General features: G+C 68.5%; 16 protein-coding genes. 11 read left to right on the top strand and 5 right to left on the bottom strand.

Annotated elements, in window-relative coordinates; all coding sequences use genetic code 11:
• Positions 1–2: 2 nt before the first annotated feature.
• The 4 genes from ACN27E_RS24105 (at position 3) to ACN27E_RS24090 (ending at position 3192) form a co-directional block, all read left to right on the top strand.
• The gene (locus tag ACN27E_RS24105) at positions 3–557 is read left to right on the top strand and encodes a lipid droplet-associated protein (protein ID WP_422745355.1); all 555 of its coding nucleotides are present in this window, start codon (positions 3–5) and stop codon (positions 555–557) included.
• Positions 481–1806: an exodeoxyribonuclease VII large subunit gene (gene xseA / locus ACN27E_RS24100; protein WP_422745353.1), complete on the top strand. Its 1326-nt coding sequence runs from the start codon at positions 481–483 to the stop codon at positions 1804–1806. Before ACN27E_RS24105 ends, xseA begins: the two co-directional genes overlap by 77 nt.
• A complete protein-coding gene (locus tag ACN27E_RS24095; RefSeq protein ID WP_422745351.1) occupies positions 1807–2019 on the top strand; it encodes an exodeoxyribonuclease VII small subunit in 213 nt (70 codons plus the stop codon). It abuts the gene before it with no gap.
• Positions 2020–2082: 63 nt separating this feature from the next.
• Positions 2083–3192 (top strand): 3-beta-hydroxysteroid dehydrogenase, encoded by a 1110-nt coding sequence (locus tag ACN27E_RS24090; protein ID WP_422745348.1) that lies wholly within the window; start codon positions 2083–2085, stop codon positions 3190–3192.
• Here the strand turns inward: ACN27E_RS24090 and ACN27E_RS24085 are convergent, their stop codons facing one another.
• The gene (locus ACN27E_RS24085) at positions 3193–3879 is read right to left on the bottom strand and encodes an MgtC/SapB family protein (RefSeq protein WP_422745347.1); all 687 of its coding nucleotides are present in this window, start codon (positions 3877–3879) and stop codon (positions 3193–3195) included. It abuts the gene before it with no gap.
• An 86-nt stretch (positions 3880–3965) separates the two neighbouring features.
• On the opposite strand from ACN27E_RS24085, the gene ACN27E_RS24080 reads away from it, so the two are divergent.
• From ACN27E_RS24080 to ACN27E_RS24070, 3 genes are read left to right on the top strand one after another with little or no spacing between them, the layout of a single operon-like run.
• Positions 3966–5516, top strand: coding sequence for an arylsulfatase (locus ACN27E_RS24080; protein WP_422745346.1), 1551 nt, complete (start codon positions 3966–3968; stop codon positions 5514–5516).
• A complete protein-coding gene (locus ACN27E_RS24075; protein ID WP_422745344.1) occupies positions 5517–6401 on the top strand; it encodes an HAD family hydrolase in 885 nt (294 codons plus the stop codon).
• Positions 6394–7344, top strand: coding sequence for a formylglycine-generating enzyme family protein (locus tag ACN27E_RS24070; RefSeq protein WP_422745343.1), 951 nt, complete (start codon positions 6394–6396; stop codon positions 7342–7344). Before ACN27E_RS24075 ends, ACN27E_RS24070 begins: the two co-directional genes overlap by 8 nt.
• 20 nt (positions 7345–7364) lie before the next feature.
• Here the strand turns inward: ACN27E_RS24070 and ACN27E_RS24065 are convergent, their stop codons facing one another.
• Positions 7365–7829: an SRPBCC family protein gene (locus ACN27E_RS24065; RefSeq protein ID WP_422745340.1), complete on the bottom strand. Its 465-nt coding sequence runs from the start codon at positions 7827–7829 to the stop codon at positions 7365–7367.
• 120 nt (positions 7830–7949) lie between these two features.
• On the opposite strand from ACN27E_RS24065, the gene ACN27E_RS24060 reads away from it, so the two are divergent.
• Positions 7950–8720, top strand: a complete 771-nt coding sequence (locus ACN27E_RS24060; protein WP_422745338.1) for an SDR family NAD(P)-dependent oxidoreductase — start codon at positions 7950–7952, stop codon at positions 8718–8720.
• A gap of 4 nt (positions 8721–8724) precedes the next feature.
• Positions 8725–9894, top strand: coding sequence for an AI-2E family transporter (locus tag ACN27E_RS24055; protein ID WP_422745336.1), 1170 nt, complete (start codon positions 8725–8727; stop codon positions 9892–9894).
• Here ACN27E_RS24055 and ACN27E_RS24050 read toward each other — a convergent pair.
• Positions 9860–10687 carry a dienelactone hydrolase family protein gene (locus ACN27E_RS24050; protein WP_422745333.1) on the bottom strand — a complete coding sequence of 276 codons (828 nt, stop codon included), beginning with the start codon at positions 10685–10687 and terminating at the stop codon, positions 9860–9862. The two genes, ACN27E_RS24055 and ACN27E_RS24050, sit on opposite strands and share 35 nt — an antisense overlap.
• Positions 10684–11340, bottom strand: a complete 657-nt coding sequence (locus ACN27E_RS24045; RefSeq protein ID WP_422745331.1) for a DUF4245 domain-containing protein — start codon at positions 11338–11340, stop codon at positions 10684–10686. Before ACN27E_RS24045 ends, ACN27E_RS24050 begins: the two co-directional genes overlap by 4 nt.
• A gap of 54 nt (positions 11341–11394) precedes the next feature.
• Here ACN27E_RS24045 and glpX point away from each other — a divergent pair, with 54 nt between their 5' ends.
• Positions 11395–12459: a class II fructose-bisphosphatase gene (glpX, locus tag ACN27E_RS24040; protein WP_422745329.1), complete on the top strand. Its 1065-nt coding sequence runs from the start codon at positions 11395–11397 to the stop codon at positions 12457–12459.
• 33 nt (positions 12460–12492) lie between these two features.
• Positions 12493–13899 (top strand): class II fumarate hydratase, encoded by a 1407-nt coding sequence (locus tag ACN27E_RS24035; protein WP_422745326.1) that lies wholly within the window; start codon positions 12493–12495, stop codon positions 13897–13899.
• 6 nt (positions 13900–13905) lie between these two features.
• On the opposite strand, the gene ACN27E_RS24030 is transcribed toward ACN27E_RS24035, so the two are convergent.
• A complete protein-coding gene (locus tag ACN27E_RS24030; protein ID WP_422745325.1) occupies positions 13906–14886 on the bottom strand; it encodes an Lrp/AsnC family transcriptional regulator in 981 nt (326 codons plus the stop codon).
• Positions 14887–14893 lie beyond the last annotated feature (7 nt).

Here is a 14893-nt window from a genome sequence, read left to right as displayed (position 1 = left end):
GCATGGCTACCGCACCCTATGGGGTCCGTCTGCTGGTCGGCGTGACCGTCACAGCGGTCGAGGAAACCCGCAAACTGCCGCAGACCATCCTGATGTACCCGATGACGGTGGCCAGCCAGGTCGCCAGCATCGTCATCCATCTCCAGCAGAACCTCGCCGACCTGGTGAACCGGGGCGATGAGGCGCTGGAGAGCATCTTCCCGCCCAAGGACGAGCAACCGGAGTGGGCGACGTTCGACGAGGACGACGCGCCCGATCCGGCCGCCGACGGCGAACGCCGCACCGAGGGCCGCTTCGCGCTGTACTCGACCGGCGAGCCGGAGACCGATGGCGGATCCGAGCCGGAACCGGAGACCGAACCGGCCGCCGAGGCGACACCGGGCATCGCCGACGAACTCGACTACCAGTCGCTGACGCTGGCCCAGCTGCGGGCTCGGCTGCCCTCGCTGTCGGTGGCCGATCTCGAGGCGCTGCTGGCCTATGAGGGCGCCACCCGTGCGCGTGCGCCGTTCCAGACCCTGCTGGCCAACCGGATCACCCGCGCCAACGCCAAGTGACCCGCGGCCACGCGACGTGAGCGACGAGCAGGGTAAATCCGCCGACAACCCCTGGCCGGTCCGCGCCGTCGCGACCCGGGTCGCCAAGTACATCGACCGGCTCGGCATGGTCTGGATCGAAGGTCAGCTCACCGAGCTCAAACTGCGGCAGAACACCGCGTGGATGGTGCTTCGCGACCCGGCCGCGGACATGTCGCTGTCGGTGAGTTGCCCCCGCGACCTGGTCGCCAACGCCCCCGTCGCACTCAGCGAGGGCACCCAGGTGATCGTGCTGGGCAAACCGCAGTTCTACACCCGCAACGGCTCGTTCAGCCTGCGGATCAGTGAGATCCGGGCGGTCGGCATCGGCGAGCTGCTGGCCCGCATCGAGCGGCTGCGCCGGCTGCTCGACGCCGAAGGCCTGTTCGACCCCCGGCTGAAACGGCCCATCCCGTTCCTGCCCGGCACCATCGGCCTGATCACCGGCCGGGCCTCGGCCGCCGAGCACGACGTCGTGGCCGTCGCGACGAACCGCTGGCCCGCCGTCCGGTTCGCCGTGCGCAACGCCGCGGTGCAGGGCCCCAACGCCGTCCCGCAGATCGTCGAGGCGCTGCGGGCGCTCGACCGCGACGACGCGGTCGACGTCATCGTGCTGGCCCGCGGCGGAGGCAGCGTCGAAGATCTGCTGCCGTTCTCCGACGAGACGCTGTGCCGGGAGATCGCCAAGTGCACCACCCCGGTGGTCAGCGCCGTCGGCCACGAACCGGACAACCCGCTGTCGGACCTGGTCGCCGACCTGCGCGCAGCCACACCGACCGACGCCGCCAAGCGGATCGTTCCCGACGCCGCGGCCGAACAGGCGCTCGTGGCCGACCTGCGGATGCGCAGCGCCCGCGCGCTGCGCAACTGGGTCAACCGCGAGCAGCACCACCTCACCCAGCTGCGCAGCAGGCCGGTGCTGGCGCAACCGCTGCAGGCGCTGGAGGCCCGTGCCGCCGACGTACACCGCGCCAGGACCGCCGGACGCCGTGACGTCGCCCGCCTGGTCGCCGTGGAATCCGAGCGGATCGGACACCTGTCGGCGCGACTGATGACCCTCGGTCCGGCCGCCACCCTGGCGCGCGGCTACGCGGTCGTGCAGACGGTGTCGGCGGGCGATGAGGCCCACGTCCTGCGGACCACCGCCGACGCCCCGGCGGGGGCGCAGTTGCGCATCCGGGTGGCCGATGGGGCCGTCAACGCCGTCAGCACAGGAGCGGATGAAGAGTAGATGAAGCCCATTAGTGAGATGGGGTACGAAGAGGCCCGCGACGAACTGATCGCCGTCGTGCAGCAGCTCGAGCAGGGCGGCCTCGACCTCGATGCATCGCTGACCCTGTGGGAAAGAGGCGAAGCGCTGGCCAAATGCTGCGAGGAGCACTTAGCTGGCGCGCGGCAGAGGATCGAGAATACCCTCAGTGGGGACGACGACGAAGAGAACTGACGAAGTCACCGCTTTGCCGTCGGGACTTCAAAACTGGAACACGTTTCAGTTATAGTCGCCGCCATGGGTGACGCATCATTGACGACCGAACTCGGCCGGATGCTGGTGACCGGCGGCTCCGGCTTCGTCGGGGCCAACCTGGTGACCGAACTGCTCGAGCGGGGCCACCACGTGCGGTCCTTCGACCGCGCCCCGTCCCCCCTGCCGCCGCACCCGAACCTCGAGACGCTCGTCGGGGACATCTGCGATCCCGAGACCGTCGCCGAGGCCGTGGCGGGCGTCGACACCGTGTTCCATACCGCGGCGATCATCGACCTGATGGGCGGCGCGTCGGTCACCGAGGAGTACCGGCAGCGCAGCTTCGCGGTCAACGTCGGCGGTACCGAGAACCTGGTGCGTGCCGCCCGCGCGGCCGGCGTCGCGCGCTTCGTCTACACCGCATCCAACAGTGTCGTCATGGGCGGTCAGCGCATCGTCGCCGGCGACGAGACGATGCCCTACACCGACCGCTTCAACGACCTCTACACCGAGACCAAGGTGGTGGCCGAGAAGTTCGTCCTGTCTCAGAACGCTGTCGACGGGATGCTGACGTGCTCGATCCGGCCGAGCGGCATCTGGGGCCGCGGCGACCAGACGATGTTCCGCAAGGTGTTCGAGAGCGTGCAGGCCGGACACGTCAAGGTGCTCGTCGGGAGCAAGGACGTCAAACTCGACAACTCCTACGTGCACAACCTGGTGCACGGATTCATCCTCGCCGCACAGCACCTGGTGCCGGGCGGCACCGCGCCCGGGCAGGCGTACTTCGTCAACGACGGCGACCCGGTCAACATGTTCGAGTTCAGCAGGCCGGTCATCGAGGCCTGCGGGGAGAAGCTGCCCACGCTGCGGATCTCCGGGCGGATGGTGCTCGCGGTGATGACGCTCTGGCAGCGGCTGCACTTCCGGTTCGGGCTGCCCAAGCCGCCGCTGGAACCGACTGCGGTGGAACGGATCACGCTGGACAACTACTTCTCGATCGCCAAGGCCGAACGCGATCTGGGCTACCGGCCGCTCTACACCACCGAACAGGCGATGGAACAGTGCCTGCCCTACTACGTCGAGTTGTACGATAAGATGAAGGCCCAGCGCGGGAAGTCGCCGGTGGCCGCGGTACCCGCTCCGCCTGCCGGCTGATCAGGTCGCGCTCCACCTCGCCGCCCTGACCCGCGGGTCGGTGGCGAGTTCACTGACCGCGGCCTCCACTCCGGCCTCCCCGCCCGCGCCCGTGGAGACGTCGGCGCGCACCACCGTCTCGTCGTCCGCCGCGCGGACCGCCGAGCTGATCGCCGTCACCGTCAGCTCGGCCGACCCCAGTGCGCTGCCGACCAGTGCGCGCACCTGCTCACCGGAGTCCCTCGGACAGGCCACCTCGATGGTGAAGGTGGACGCCTCCTCGGCGGCATTGCGTCCGCTGCGGATGTCCATCCGGCGCGCCAGTGGCTGCAGGAACAAGTTGCCGAACACCACGATCGCCGCCCCGGCGATCGCCTCCCGCCACATCCACGCGCCGGCGAGCGCTCCCACCGCGGCGGTGGCCCACAGCGTCGCCGCGGTGTTCAACCCGACCACCGACAACCCGTGTTTGAGGATCACTCCGGCGCCGAGAAAGCCGATGCCCGAGACGATCTGGGCCGCCACCCGGGTCGGATCGGTGCCGGGGAAGCTGAAGGCGCCCAGGATGAAGAACAGCGCCGAGCCCATGCTGACCAGGGCCATCGTCTGCAATCCCGCCATCCGGGCCCGCCACTGACGCTCCACGCCGATGATCACCCCCAGCAGCGTCGCCAGACCGACACGGGTGATCAGCTCGACGGCCAACATGGCTTCAGATTGTGCGCCGTTCCCCGCGCAGCGACGCCGGGACACGCCTACGATCGGCACAGACGTCGACCATCGAGGAGAGCGCGATGCCGGACGGAAAACCCAACATCCTCGTCATCTGGGGCGACGACATCGGCATCAGCAACCTGAGCTGCTACAGCGACGGTCTGATGGGCTACCGCACCCCCAACATCGACCGAATCGCGAACGAGGGTATGCGATTCACCGATTCCTACGGCGAGCAGAGCTGCACCGCCGGACGGGCGGCGTTCATCTCCGGTCAGAGCGTCTACCGCACCGGGATGAGCAAGGTCGGCGTGCCGGGCGTCGACATCGGCTGGGCCGCCGAGGATCCGACCATCGCCGAACTGCTCAAACCCCTCGGCTACGCGACCGGGCAGTTCGGCAAGAACCACTTCGGTGACCTGAACAAGTACTTACCGACGGTGCACGGCTTCGACGAGTTCTACGGCAACCTCTACCACCTCAACGCCGAGGAGGAACCGGAGCAGTACGACTATCCCCACAAGGACCGGTTCCCGCGGCTGTACCAGCAGGCGCTGCCGCGCGGGGTGATGAACTGCAAAGCCACCACCGAGGTCTCCACAGAACCCGACGACCCGAAGTTCGGACCGGTCGGCAAACAGACCATCGAGGACACCGGCCCGCTCACCGCCAAGCGCATGGAGACCATCGACGACGACATCGCCGACCGCACCGTCGACTACATCAAGCGCCAGCACGCCGAGGGCAACCCGTTCTTCGTGTGGTGCAACTTCACCCACATGCACCTCTACACCCACGTCAAGCCCGAAAGCCGCGGCCAGGCCGGGTTGTGGCAGTCCGAATACCACGACGCGATGATCGACCACGACAAGAACGTGGGCACTGTCCTCGACGTCCTCGACGAGCTCGGCATCGCTGACGACACGATCGTCATCTACTCCACCGATAACGGCCCGCATCGCAACTCGTGGCCGGACGCCGGCACCACCCCGTTCCGCAGCGAGAAGAACACCAACTGGGAGGGCGCGTTCCGCGTCCCGGAGCTGATCCGGTGGCCGGGCAAGATCGCGGCGGGCGTCGTCTCCAACGAGATCATCCAGCACCACGATTGGCTGCCGACACTGCTCGCCGCCGCCGGGGACCCCGACATCAGCGACAAGCTGAAGAAGGGACACAAAGCCGGCGCCGACGGCGAGACCGAGTACAGGGTGCACATCGACGGTTTCAATCTGCTGCCCTACCTGACCGGTGAGGTCGAGGAGAGCCCACGACGCCTGTTCTTCTATTTCAACGACGACGCGCAGTTGGTGGCCTTGCGCTTCGAGAATTGGAAGATCGTGTTCGCCGAGCAACGGTGCCAGGGCACCCTGCGGATCTGGGCCGAGCCGTTCACCGAACTGCGCGTGCCGAAACTGTTCAATCTGCGCACCGACCCCTTCGAATACGCCGACATCACGTCGAACACGTACTACGAGTGGTTCTTGCGTCGTGACTTCTTCGCCTTCTATGCCACCGCCGGGGCGGCGGCGTTCCTGGACACGTTCAAGGAGTTTCCGCCACGGCACCCACCGGCCAGTTTCAGCATCGACCAGATCGTCAAGAAGCTCGAAGAGTTCCTGGCGTCGGATTAGATGCTCGACTCGTGGACCGACGGCCCCACGAGGTCGGCGATCGTCGACTTCGTGCAGCGGGCCGGCAACGACGTGGCACCCGAGGAGCGCGTGGCCGTCTTCGACAACGACGGCACGCTCTGGTGTGAGAAGCCCGCGTACATCCAACTCGACTTCATCGTCCGACGATTGGCGGTCAAAGCCGCCGAGGACCCTGATCTGCGGTCGCGTCAACCGTATCGAGCGGCCGCCGAGCACGATCTGGCGTGGTTCGGTGGCGCCGTCACCAAGCACTATCAGGGCGACGACAGCGACCTGAAACTGCTGGCGCAGGCGGGCCTGGCACTGCACGAGGCGATGGCGGTCGAGGAGCACGCCGCCCTGGTCGCCGCGTTCTTCGCCGACGCCGGCCACCCGACGCTCCGGCGGCCGTACCGCGAGTGCACCTATGCGCCGATGGTCGAGCTGCTGCGCTATCTGGAGGCCAACGACTTCACCTGCTACATCGTCTCCGGGGGCGGCCGCGACTTCATCCGCCCGATCGCGCGGGCGATCTACGGCATCCCGCCCGAGCGGGTGGTGGGCAGTGCGCAGGGTTTGAAGTTCACCGACACCGGCGATCTGGTGATCCAGCCGACGCTCGACGTCTTCGACGACGGCCCGGAGAAACCGGTGCGCATCTGGAACCGCCTCGGACGGCGCCCCCTCATCGCGGTCGGCAACTCCAACGGCGACAACGAGATGCTGCAGTACTGTCGCGGGCTGCGCCTGCTGGTACGCCACGACGACGCCGAGCGGGAATTCGCCTACGACGCCGGCGCCGAACGCGCGCTCGAGAACGCCGCGGCGCAGGACTGGACGGTGATCAGCATGCGCGACGACTGGCGCACGGTCTTCAGTGCCTGACCCGATTGCGCCCGACCGAACACCTGGGCGGGAAAGTTCGCGTGGCGTCGGGCGAAACGTCGATTCCGGCGAGGAGTTCGTCCGGATCCCGGCGCAGACGGCGACCCTCGGCTCCGACCACCACTACCCCGAGGAGGCACCCGCCGCGGCGGTCACCGTCGAGGCGTTCAGCATCCAGACCCGTCAGGTGACCAACGCCCAGTTCGCCGAATTCGTCGCTGCGACAGGGTATGTCACCATCGCCGAACGTCCGCTCGACCCCGCCGATTATCCGGGCGCTCCCCCGCAGAACCTCCAACCCGGCTCGATGGTGTTCCGCCGCACCGCCGGCCCCGTGGACCTGACGCACCTCAGTCAGTGGTGGCTCTGGACGCCCGGTGCGTCCTGGCGGCATCCGGTCGGACCGAACTCGTCGATCGACAAACGCGCCGCACACCCCGTCGTACACGTCGCCTACGCCGATGCCCAGGCCTACGCGACGTGGGCGGGTCTGACCCTGCCGACCGAAGCCCAATGGGAAGTCGCCGCCCGCGGTGGACTCGAGCACACCACCTACACCTGGGGTGAGGACCCCGAGCGGCCCGGCGAGCGGCTGGCGAATTACTGGCACGGCGACTTCCCTTGGCGTCCGGATCCCGGATACGGCCGCACCACCGCGGTGGCCGGCTACCCGCCCAACGGCTACGGGTTGTACGACATGGCGGGCAACGTGTGGGAGTGGACCACCGACTGGTACGGCGCCACCCGCGACGGCCAACCCTGTTGCGCCGCCGACAGTGTCGACCCTCGGCAGTCGCAGTTCGCGGTGCCCCGCCGGGTGGTCAAGGGCGGATCGTTCCTGTGCGCCGACAGCTACTGCCTGCGCTATCGGCCCGCCGCACGCCGACCGCAGCCGGTGGATACGGGCATGAGCCACATCGGGTTTCGCTGTATTCGGCCCTGACCGCCTGACACCCCCGCGGGTCAGGCGCCTTCGGCCACCCGCTTGATGGCGGCCAGCGTCTCGGGAATCCCGGTGCGGGCCGCCTCGCTGCGTTTGGCGATCTCCGCATCGGCCGCGTCGCCGAAGCGTTCACCGAAGCCGGCGAGCCCGGCCGGCAGGAACTCCCAGTGCTCGGTCAGCCGGGTGCCGTCACCGTCGGCCTCGAGGGTGTAGCCCCAATGCACCCAGCCGTTGTTGACCTCCCAGGCGAATTCGCGGCCCGGGTCGGCCGCGACCACCTGGCTGCGCGTCTCCCACGTCCGCTCGGGGGTCTCGTTGCGGCCGGTGAAGTGGGCGCCGACGCGGGGGCCGTCGCCGTCGTCCCACCAGCAGGCCTTGCAGACCGGACTCCATTCGCCCGTCCTGGTCACATCCGACACCAGCGCATAGAGCTCGTCCGGCGGCAGCGCCACCGATATCGACTCCGATCTCTGCAGGTCCACCACCCGCACGAGTGTGCCAGCCCGGATGCCAACGGCGCTATTGCGTTTTGGCCGCGCAGGTGTGACGTTGTTACACGTTCTGGGTTACACGTTCTGGTTTCCGGCTGCGCAGGAGTCACCTCGATGATCGACGCTAGCGATCGGGTCGCCATAGTCATCGGCGCCGCGTCAGGCATCGGCTGGGCCACCGCCCAGGCCCTGTCGGCCGACGGCTACCGCGTCGTGCTCGCCGACCGCAACACCGACGGCGCGCGCGACCGCGCGGCCGAACTGGGCACCCCGCACAGCGCCGCCACCGTCGACGTCATCGACGAGAACTCCGTCGAGGCGCTCTTCGCGCAGACCGGAACGCTCGACGCCGTGGTCAACTGCGCGGGGTTCAGCAATGTCGGCCTGATCACCGACATGCCGGTCGACCAGTTCCGCGAGGTGATCGACGTCTGTCTCACCGGCGGCTTCATCGTCGCCAAACACGCCGGCCGGATGCTGCGCGAAGGCGGCGTCCTGGTGCAGATCTCGTCGCTCAACGGACGCCAGCCCGCGTCCGGGATGAGTGCGTACTGCGCCGCGAAAGCCGGCCTGTCGATGCTGACCCAGGTCGCCGCCCTCGAGATGGGCGCCCGCGGCATCCGCGTCAACGCCGTGGCCCCCGGCTTCGTGCACACCCCGCTGACCGCGCCGGCCGCCTCGGTGCCCGGCGTCGTGGAGGACTACCTGGAGAACACCGCGCTGGGTCGCGCGGGCACCCCCGAGGACGTCGCCAACGCGGTGCGCTACCTGTGCTCCCCCGGCGCGGCCTGGCTGACCGGCGAGATCCTCGACCTCAACGGAGGCGCCCACCTCAAGCGCTACCCCGACATCCTGGGCCACGTCATGAAACTCGCCGAGGCCTGAGCGCTTGGCCGACGACGTCGGTGACCAGTTCACCCCCACGCAGAAGCGGGCGTTGGCCGTCGCGACCGCCCTGGCCGTGGGGTTCGGCGCCTACTTCCTGCAGAGCTTCTTCATACTCATCGTGGTCGCCGCGGTCGCGGCGTACCTGTTCACCCCGCTCTACGAACGACTGCGCCGCCGGTCGGGCTCCGGACTGTCGGCGACGCTGACGGTCGTGGCCGCCCTGCTCACCGTCGTGATCCCGGTGAGCATCGTCGTCATGCTCGCCATCGCGCAGATCAGCCAGATGGTGGACACGGTCAGCCAATGGATGGCCACCACGGACGTCAGCGCACTGGGCGACCGTGGTCTCGAACTCGCCAACGATCTCCTCGCCCGGGTCCCGTTCCTCGACACCCGCCTCACCCCGGACACCCTGCGCGACGGTGTGGTCACGGTGTCGCAGCGCGTCGGCGAATGGCTGCTCGGGGTGCTGGAGGGTGCGCTCGGCGGGGTGCTCGGGGCGTTGGCCGCATCGGTGATCTTCCTGTACGTGTTCGTCTCGCTGCTGGTGAACCGCGACAAGATCCGCACCCTGATCCGCCGGCTCAACCCGCTCGGCGAACAGATCACCGACCTGTATCTGGACAAGATCGGCGCGATGGTGCGGGGAACGGTCAAGGGCCAGTTCGTGATCGCGCTCTGCCAAGGTGTGGCCGGCGCCGTGTCGATCTACCTGGCCGGCTTCCACAACGGCTTCTTCTTCTTCGCCATCATCTTGACCGCGCTGTCGGTGATCCCCTTGGGCAGCGGTGTGGTCACCATCCCGTTCGGCATCGGAATGGCGTTGTTCGGCAACGTGTTCGGCGGGGTGTTCGTCGTGGCCTTCCACCTGCTGGTGGTCACCAACATCGACAATGTGCTGCGACCGATTCTGGTTCCCAGGGAGGCCCGGCTGGATCCGGCGCTGATGCTGCTCGCGGTGTTCTCCGGGATCGCGATGTTCGGCTTCTGGGGGATCGTGCTCGGCCCGGTGCTGATGATCATCATCGTCACGACGATCAGCGTGTATCTCGCTGTCTACAAGGGGGTCCCGCTGCGGCCCCCGGACGACGACGAGCCGTCACCGCCGCGCTGGTGGCGGTGGTTGGCCGACCGGTTCAGGCGGGGTGGGCCGGCGCGAGCCGCTCGGTGAGGAATTCGACGACGCGTTTGCGCGCCTCGTAGGCGGGGTGGCCGTCGACCTCGCGGATCTGATCGGTGAGCACCGAATGCGCCGACGACGAGATGCCGTGCGGATTGCCTTTCTTCGAGTCGATCTCGATCACCTCGAAGGCGTCGCCGAGGCGGTTCTTCAACGTCTCGAACCGTTCGGCCGGAGCCATCCAGTCCTGGCTGAAGCGCAGCCCCAGGGCGCACAGGCCGTCGTTCTGCGCCCGCTTCTCGATGATCCGCAGCTCGGCCTCGGACACCCCGGGATCACGCTTCTGCGCGGCGGTCAGCGCCAACGGCACCGACGGCTGGCTGAGTACCGGGGCGAGCACGCTCTCGTCGACGGCCGCGGCGAGGGCGAAGCCGCCGGTGAAGCACTGCCCGATCACTCCCACGCCCGGGCCGGGGGTGCGGGCGTTGAGGTCACGTGCCAGCGCGCGGAGATAGTGCGCGACGGGCCGGTCGGCGTTGGTGGCGAAGGCGGCGAACTCCTTGGCCACGCAACCCTTCAGCAGGACCGGGATGGCGCCGGGGCCGAGCGCGGGTTTGAGCGGGGTGCCGAACAGCGAGGGCGCCGCGACGGTGAATCCGCTGTCGACGAGGTGGTTGCCGAGCGCCAGAACGTGTGGGTGCAGGCCCGGCATCTCGGGGATGAGGACCACGCCGGGTCCGGCGCCCCGGCGGTACACGTCGTGGGTGTAGCCGGCGGCGGTGAAGGTTTCGACGGTCCAGCCGGTCAGATCGGCTACCGGGGCGTCCTGCTCGCGTGCGGTCATCGTTTCTCCAGGGGCTGCTGTTTCTGCGTGGCGGCGGCCAGGGTGCGGAACTCCTCGGTGCTTCCCGCTCCGGTGATGGCGACCTGGGTCGGGCCGGGCAGCCGCGTCGTCCACACCGGTTCGGTGCCCTCGCCACCCCGGTACACCACCCACGTGACTCCGTCGACGTCTTCGGAACCCGACGGCACCAGGCCCGGGGTGATGGATTCGACCAGCTTGTCCTCGTCGGCGTTGCTCTGCGACAGGCTCAGGTACTGGCCACTCGGGGTCAGATAGCCGACGCGCGAGACCACCGCGCGGACCGGCTGCTCGGAGGCCGGATCGACCCGGCCACCTTCGATGCCCTCACGTCCGCCCGAATTCGACTGCCAGCCCTCCGGCAGCACCGGCACGCGGATCGGCACGGGCAGGGCATTCGCATCGTCCTGCAGGGCGGCCGGCGCATCGAACGACGGCGCCGGGCTGTTGGAGGTGCGGGTGCCCTGGAACGAGCACATGCCCAACAGACCTGCCAACACGATGCACGCGAGAACCAGCGGAGCCATCGACCAGAACATGTCGCGGCCGTCCTGCAGCACCCGGGGCTTGGCCTGGGGGTAGGCCGGACCGGTCACTTCCGGCTCGCGCGAGGTGGGCTCCGGCGGCGTGCTCATGAAAGCCAGTATCCCAGCTCCCACCTGGTGAAGGGGTTCTGGGACAATCACCGCATGCCTCCTGAGTCTGATTCTCTTCGCGCAAGCGGCTCATCGTCGCGCCGCAGGGAAGCCCCCGACCGCAACCTCGCCCTCGAACTCGTCCGTGTCACCGAGGCCGGGGCCATGGCCGCGGGCAGGTGGGTCGGGCGCGGCGACAAGGAAGGTGGCGACGGCGCCGCCGTGGACGCCATGCGCGAGCTGGTCAACTCAGTCTCGATGCGCGGCGTCGTCGTCATCGGTGAGGGCGAGAAGGACAACGCCCCGATGCTCTACAACGGCGAGGAGGTCGGCAACGGCGACGGGCCGGAGTGCGACTTCGCCGTCGACCCGATCGACGGCACCACGCTGATGAGCAAGGGCATGCCCAACGCGATCTCGGTGCTCGCGGTGGCCGAACGCGGCGCGATGTTCGACCCGTCGGCCGTCTTCTACATGAACAAGATCGCCGTCGGACCCGACGCCGTCGACGCCATCGACATCACCAAGCCCATCGGCGAGAACGTCCGCGCGGTGGCCAAGGTGAAGGGTGTGTCCGTTCGCGACCTGACGGTGTGCATCCTGGACCGGCCCCGCCACGAGCAGTTGATCGCCGATGTCCGCGACGCCGGCGCCCGGATCCGGTTGATCTCCGACGGCGACGTCGCCGGCGCCATCTCCGCATGCCGGCCCAACTCCGGCACCGACATGCTCGCCGGTGTCGGCGGCACCCCCGAGGGCATCATCACCGCGGCGGCCATCCGCTGTATGGGTGGCGCGATCCACGCCCAGCTCGCCCCCAAGGACGACGAGGAACGGCAGAAGGCCGTCGACGCCGGCCATGACGTCAGCCGCGTCCTGAAGACCGAGGACCTGGTCTCCGGGGAGAACGTCTTCTTCTGCGCGACCGGCGTCACCGACGGCGACCTGCTGCAGGGTGTGCGTTATGTCGGCGGTGGCTGCACCACCCAGTCCATCGTGATGCGCAGCAAGTCCGGCACCGTGCGCATGATCGAGGCGTACCACCGGCTGTCGAAGCTCAACGAGTATTCCGCCGTCGACTTCACCGGCGACAGCAGCGCCGCCTATCCCCTGCCGTAACCCCCCCAACGACCCTCGAGGAACATCACACACATGGCCGACAAAGACGTCGAGTACCGCATCGAGCACGACACCATGGGCGAGGTCCGGGTGCCCAAGGACGCCCTGTGGCGTGCGCAGACCCAACGCGCCGTCGAGAACTTCCCGATCTCGTTCCGACCGCTGGAGCGCACGCAGATCCGGGCGCTGGGGCTGCTCAAAGGCGCCTGCGCGCAGGTGAACAAGGACCTCGGGTTGCTCGCGGCCGATAAGGCCGACGCGATCATCGCCGCCGCCGGGGAGATCGCCGACGGGCAGCACGACGATCAGTTCCCGATCGACGTGTTCCAGACCGGTTCGGGCACCAGCTCGAACATGAACGCCAACGAGGTCATCGCGTCGATCGCGGCCCGCAACGGCGTGACGGTGCACCCCAACGACGACGTGAACATGTCGCAGAGCTCCAACGACACGTTCCCGACGGCCACCCACATCGCGGCCACCGAGGCCGCGGTGCGCCATCTGATCCCGGCGTTGGAGGTGCTGCACGAATCGCTGGCCGGTAAGGCCCGCCAGTGGCGCACCACGGTGAAATCCGGCCGCACGCATCTGATGGACGCCGTCCCGGTGACGCTGGGCCAGGAGTTCGGCGGCTACGCGCGCCAGATCGAAGCCGGCGTCGAGCGCGTGCGCGCGACCCTGCCCCGGCTCGGTGAGCTGGCCATCGGCGGCACCGCCGTCGGCACCGGCCTCAACGCGCCCGAGGGTTTCGGCGACAAGGTCGTCGAGGTGCTCAAGAGCCAGACCGGCATCGAGGAACTGCGTCCGGCGGTCGATCACTTCGAGGCCCAGGCCGCCCGCGACGGGCTGGTCGAGGCCTCCGGCGCGCTGAAGACGATCGCCGCGTCGCTGACCAAGATCGCCAACGACATCCGCTGGATGGGCTCCGGACCGCTGACCGGCCTCGGCGAGATCCAGCTGCCCGACCTGCAGCCGGGTAGCTCCATCATGCCGGGCAAGGTGAATCCGGTTCTGCCCGAGGCGGTGACGCAGGTCGCCGCTCAGGTCATCGGCAACGACGCCGCGGTCACCGTCGGCGGACTGTCGGGTGCGTTCGAGCTGAACGTCTACATCCCGATGATGGCCCGCAACGTGCTGGAGTCGTTCACGCTGCTGGCCAACGTGTCACGGCTGTTCGCCGAGAAGTGCATCGACGGTCTGGTCGCCCACGAGGACCGGCTGCGCGAGCTGGCCGAATCGTCGCCGTCGATCGTGACGCCGCTGAACTCGGCGATCGGTTACGAGGAGGCCGCCAAGGTGGCCAAGGAAGCGCTCAAGGACAAGAAGACGATTCGCCAGACGGTCATCGATCGCGGGCTGATCGGCGACAAGCTGTCCGAAGAGGAGCTGGACAAACGCCTGGACGTACTCGCCATGGCGCGCGTCCAAGACGGTGACTGACCGCGATTACCGGACACGGACCAGGCGGCCGGCCGAGACCAGCGAGCCCACCTGTTTGAGGCGCTTGCTGCGGACGCTGACCTCGTAGGATTCGATGAGCTCGACGGACCCCAGATGTTCGGCGAGATAGCGGTAGAGGTGCTCGGTGTCGCGGCAGATCACCACGGCCATGAGATTGGCCGGGCCGCTGACCGCAGCGACCGAGGCGACGTCGGCATGTCCGGCGATTCGCTCGCCGACCGAGGTCAGGTGTTGCGGCCGGACCGACATCCAGATGATCGCGTTCATCGCGAATCCGAGGCGCTCGGGCAGTAGATCGAGGTCGTAGGTGAGCGTGCCCGAGGTCTGCAGTGCGGCCAATCGGCGCTTCACCCGGGCCGGTGACCATCCGGTGAGCCGGGCCAATGCGCTGTCGGGCACCCGCCCGTCATCGGCCAGCGCGTCCAGAAGTGGTTGATCCTCGGGTGCCGGCGCCATGGGTCGTTCCGCGTGCGGCATGTCCGCGGGGTGCAACGCAACGATCCGGTCGGCGTCCAGGCGGTGCCCATGTCCGGTCCACTGCGTGCCGGTCGGCGAGCCGAACACGCTGAGGATCAGGTCGATGCGCATGTCGAGAACGGTCGACGTGCGGGGCAGACGGCTCAACAGTCCGTCGCCGGAGTCGCCGACCGGAGCGCGGACCACGCAGACCAGTTCGGTGCCGCCGGACAGCACATTGGCGTGGGTGACATCAGGTCTTCGGACCAGCGCCTCGGCGAGCCGCTGCAGGTCGTCGGGTTTGGCCCGCACCCGGACGACCCACTGGCATTCGCCGTGCACCCAGGGATTCACCACGCCGACCACGCGGAGCACACCGGCGCGGCGCAGGGCGTGGTAGCGGCGCGCGACGGCCTGTTCGTCGATGCCGACGACCCCCGCGATCCGCCGGAACGACGCCCGTGGCGCGATCTGCAGGGCATGAAGAATAAGTCCGTCTGATGCATCCACTGCGACT

It is taken from the genome of Mycobacterium sp. WMMD1722, from assembly GCF_049315205.1.
Taxonomy (GTDB): domain Bacteria; phylum Actinomycetota; class Actinomycetes; order Mycobacteriales; family Mycobacteriaceae; genus Mycobacterium.
This window is presented reverse-complemented; position numbering and strand designations above follow the sequence as displayed.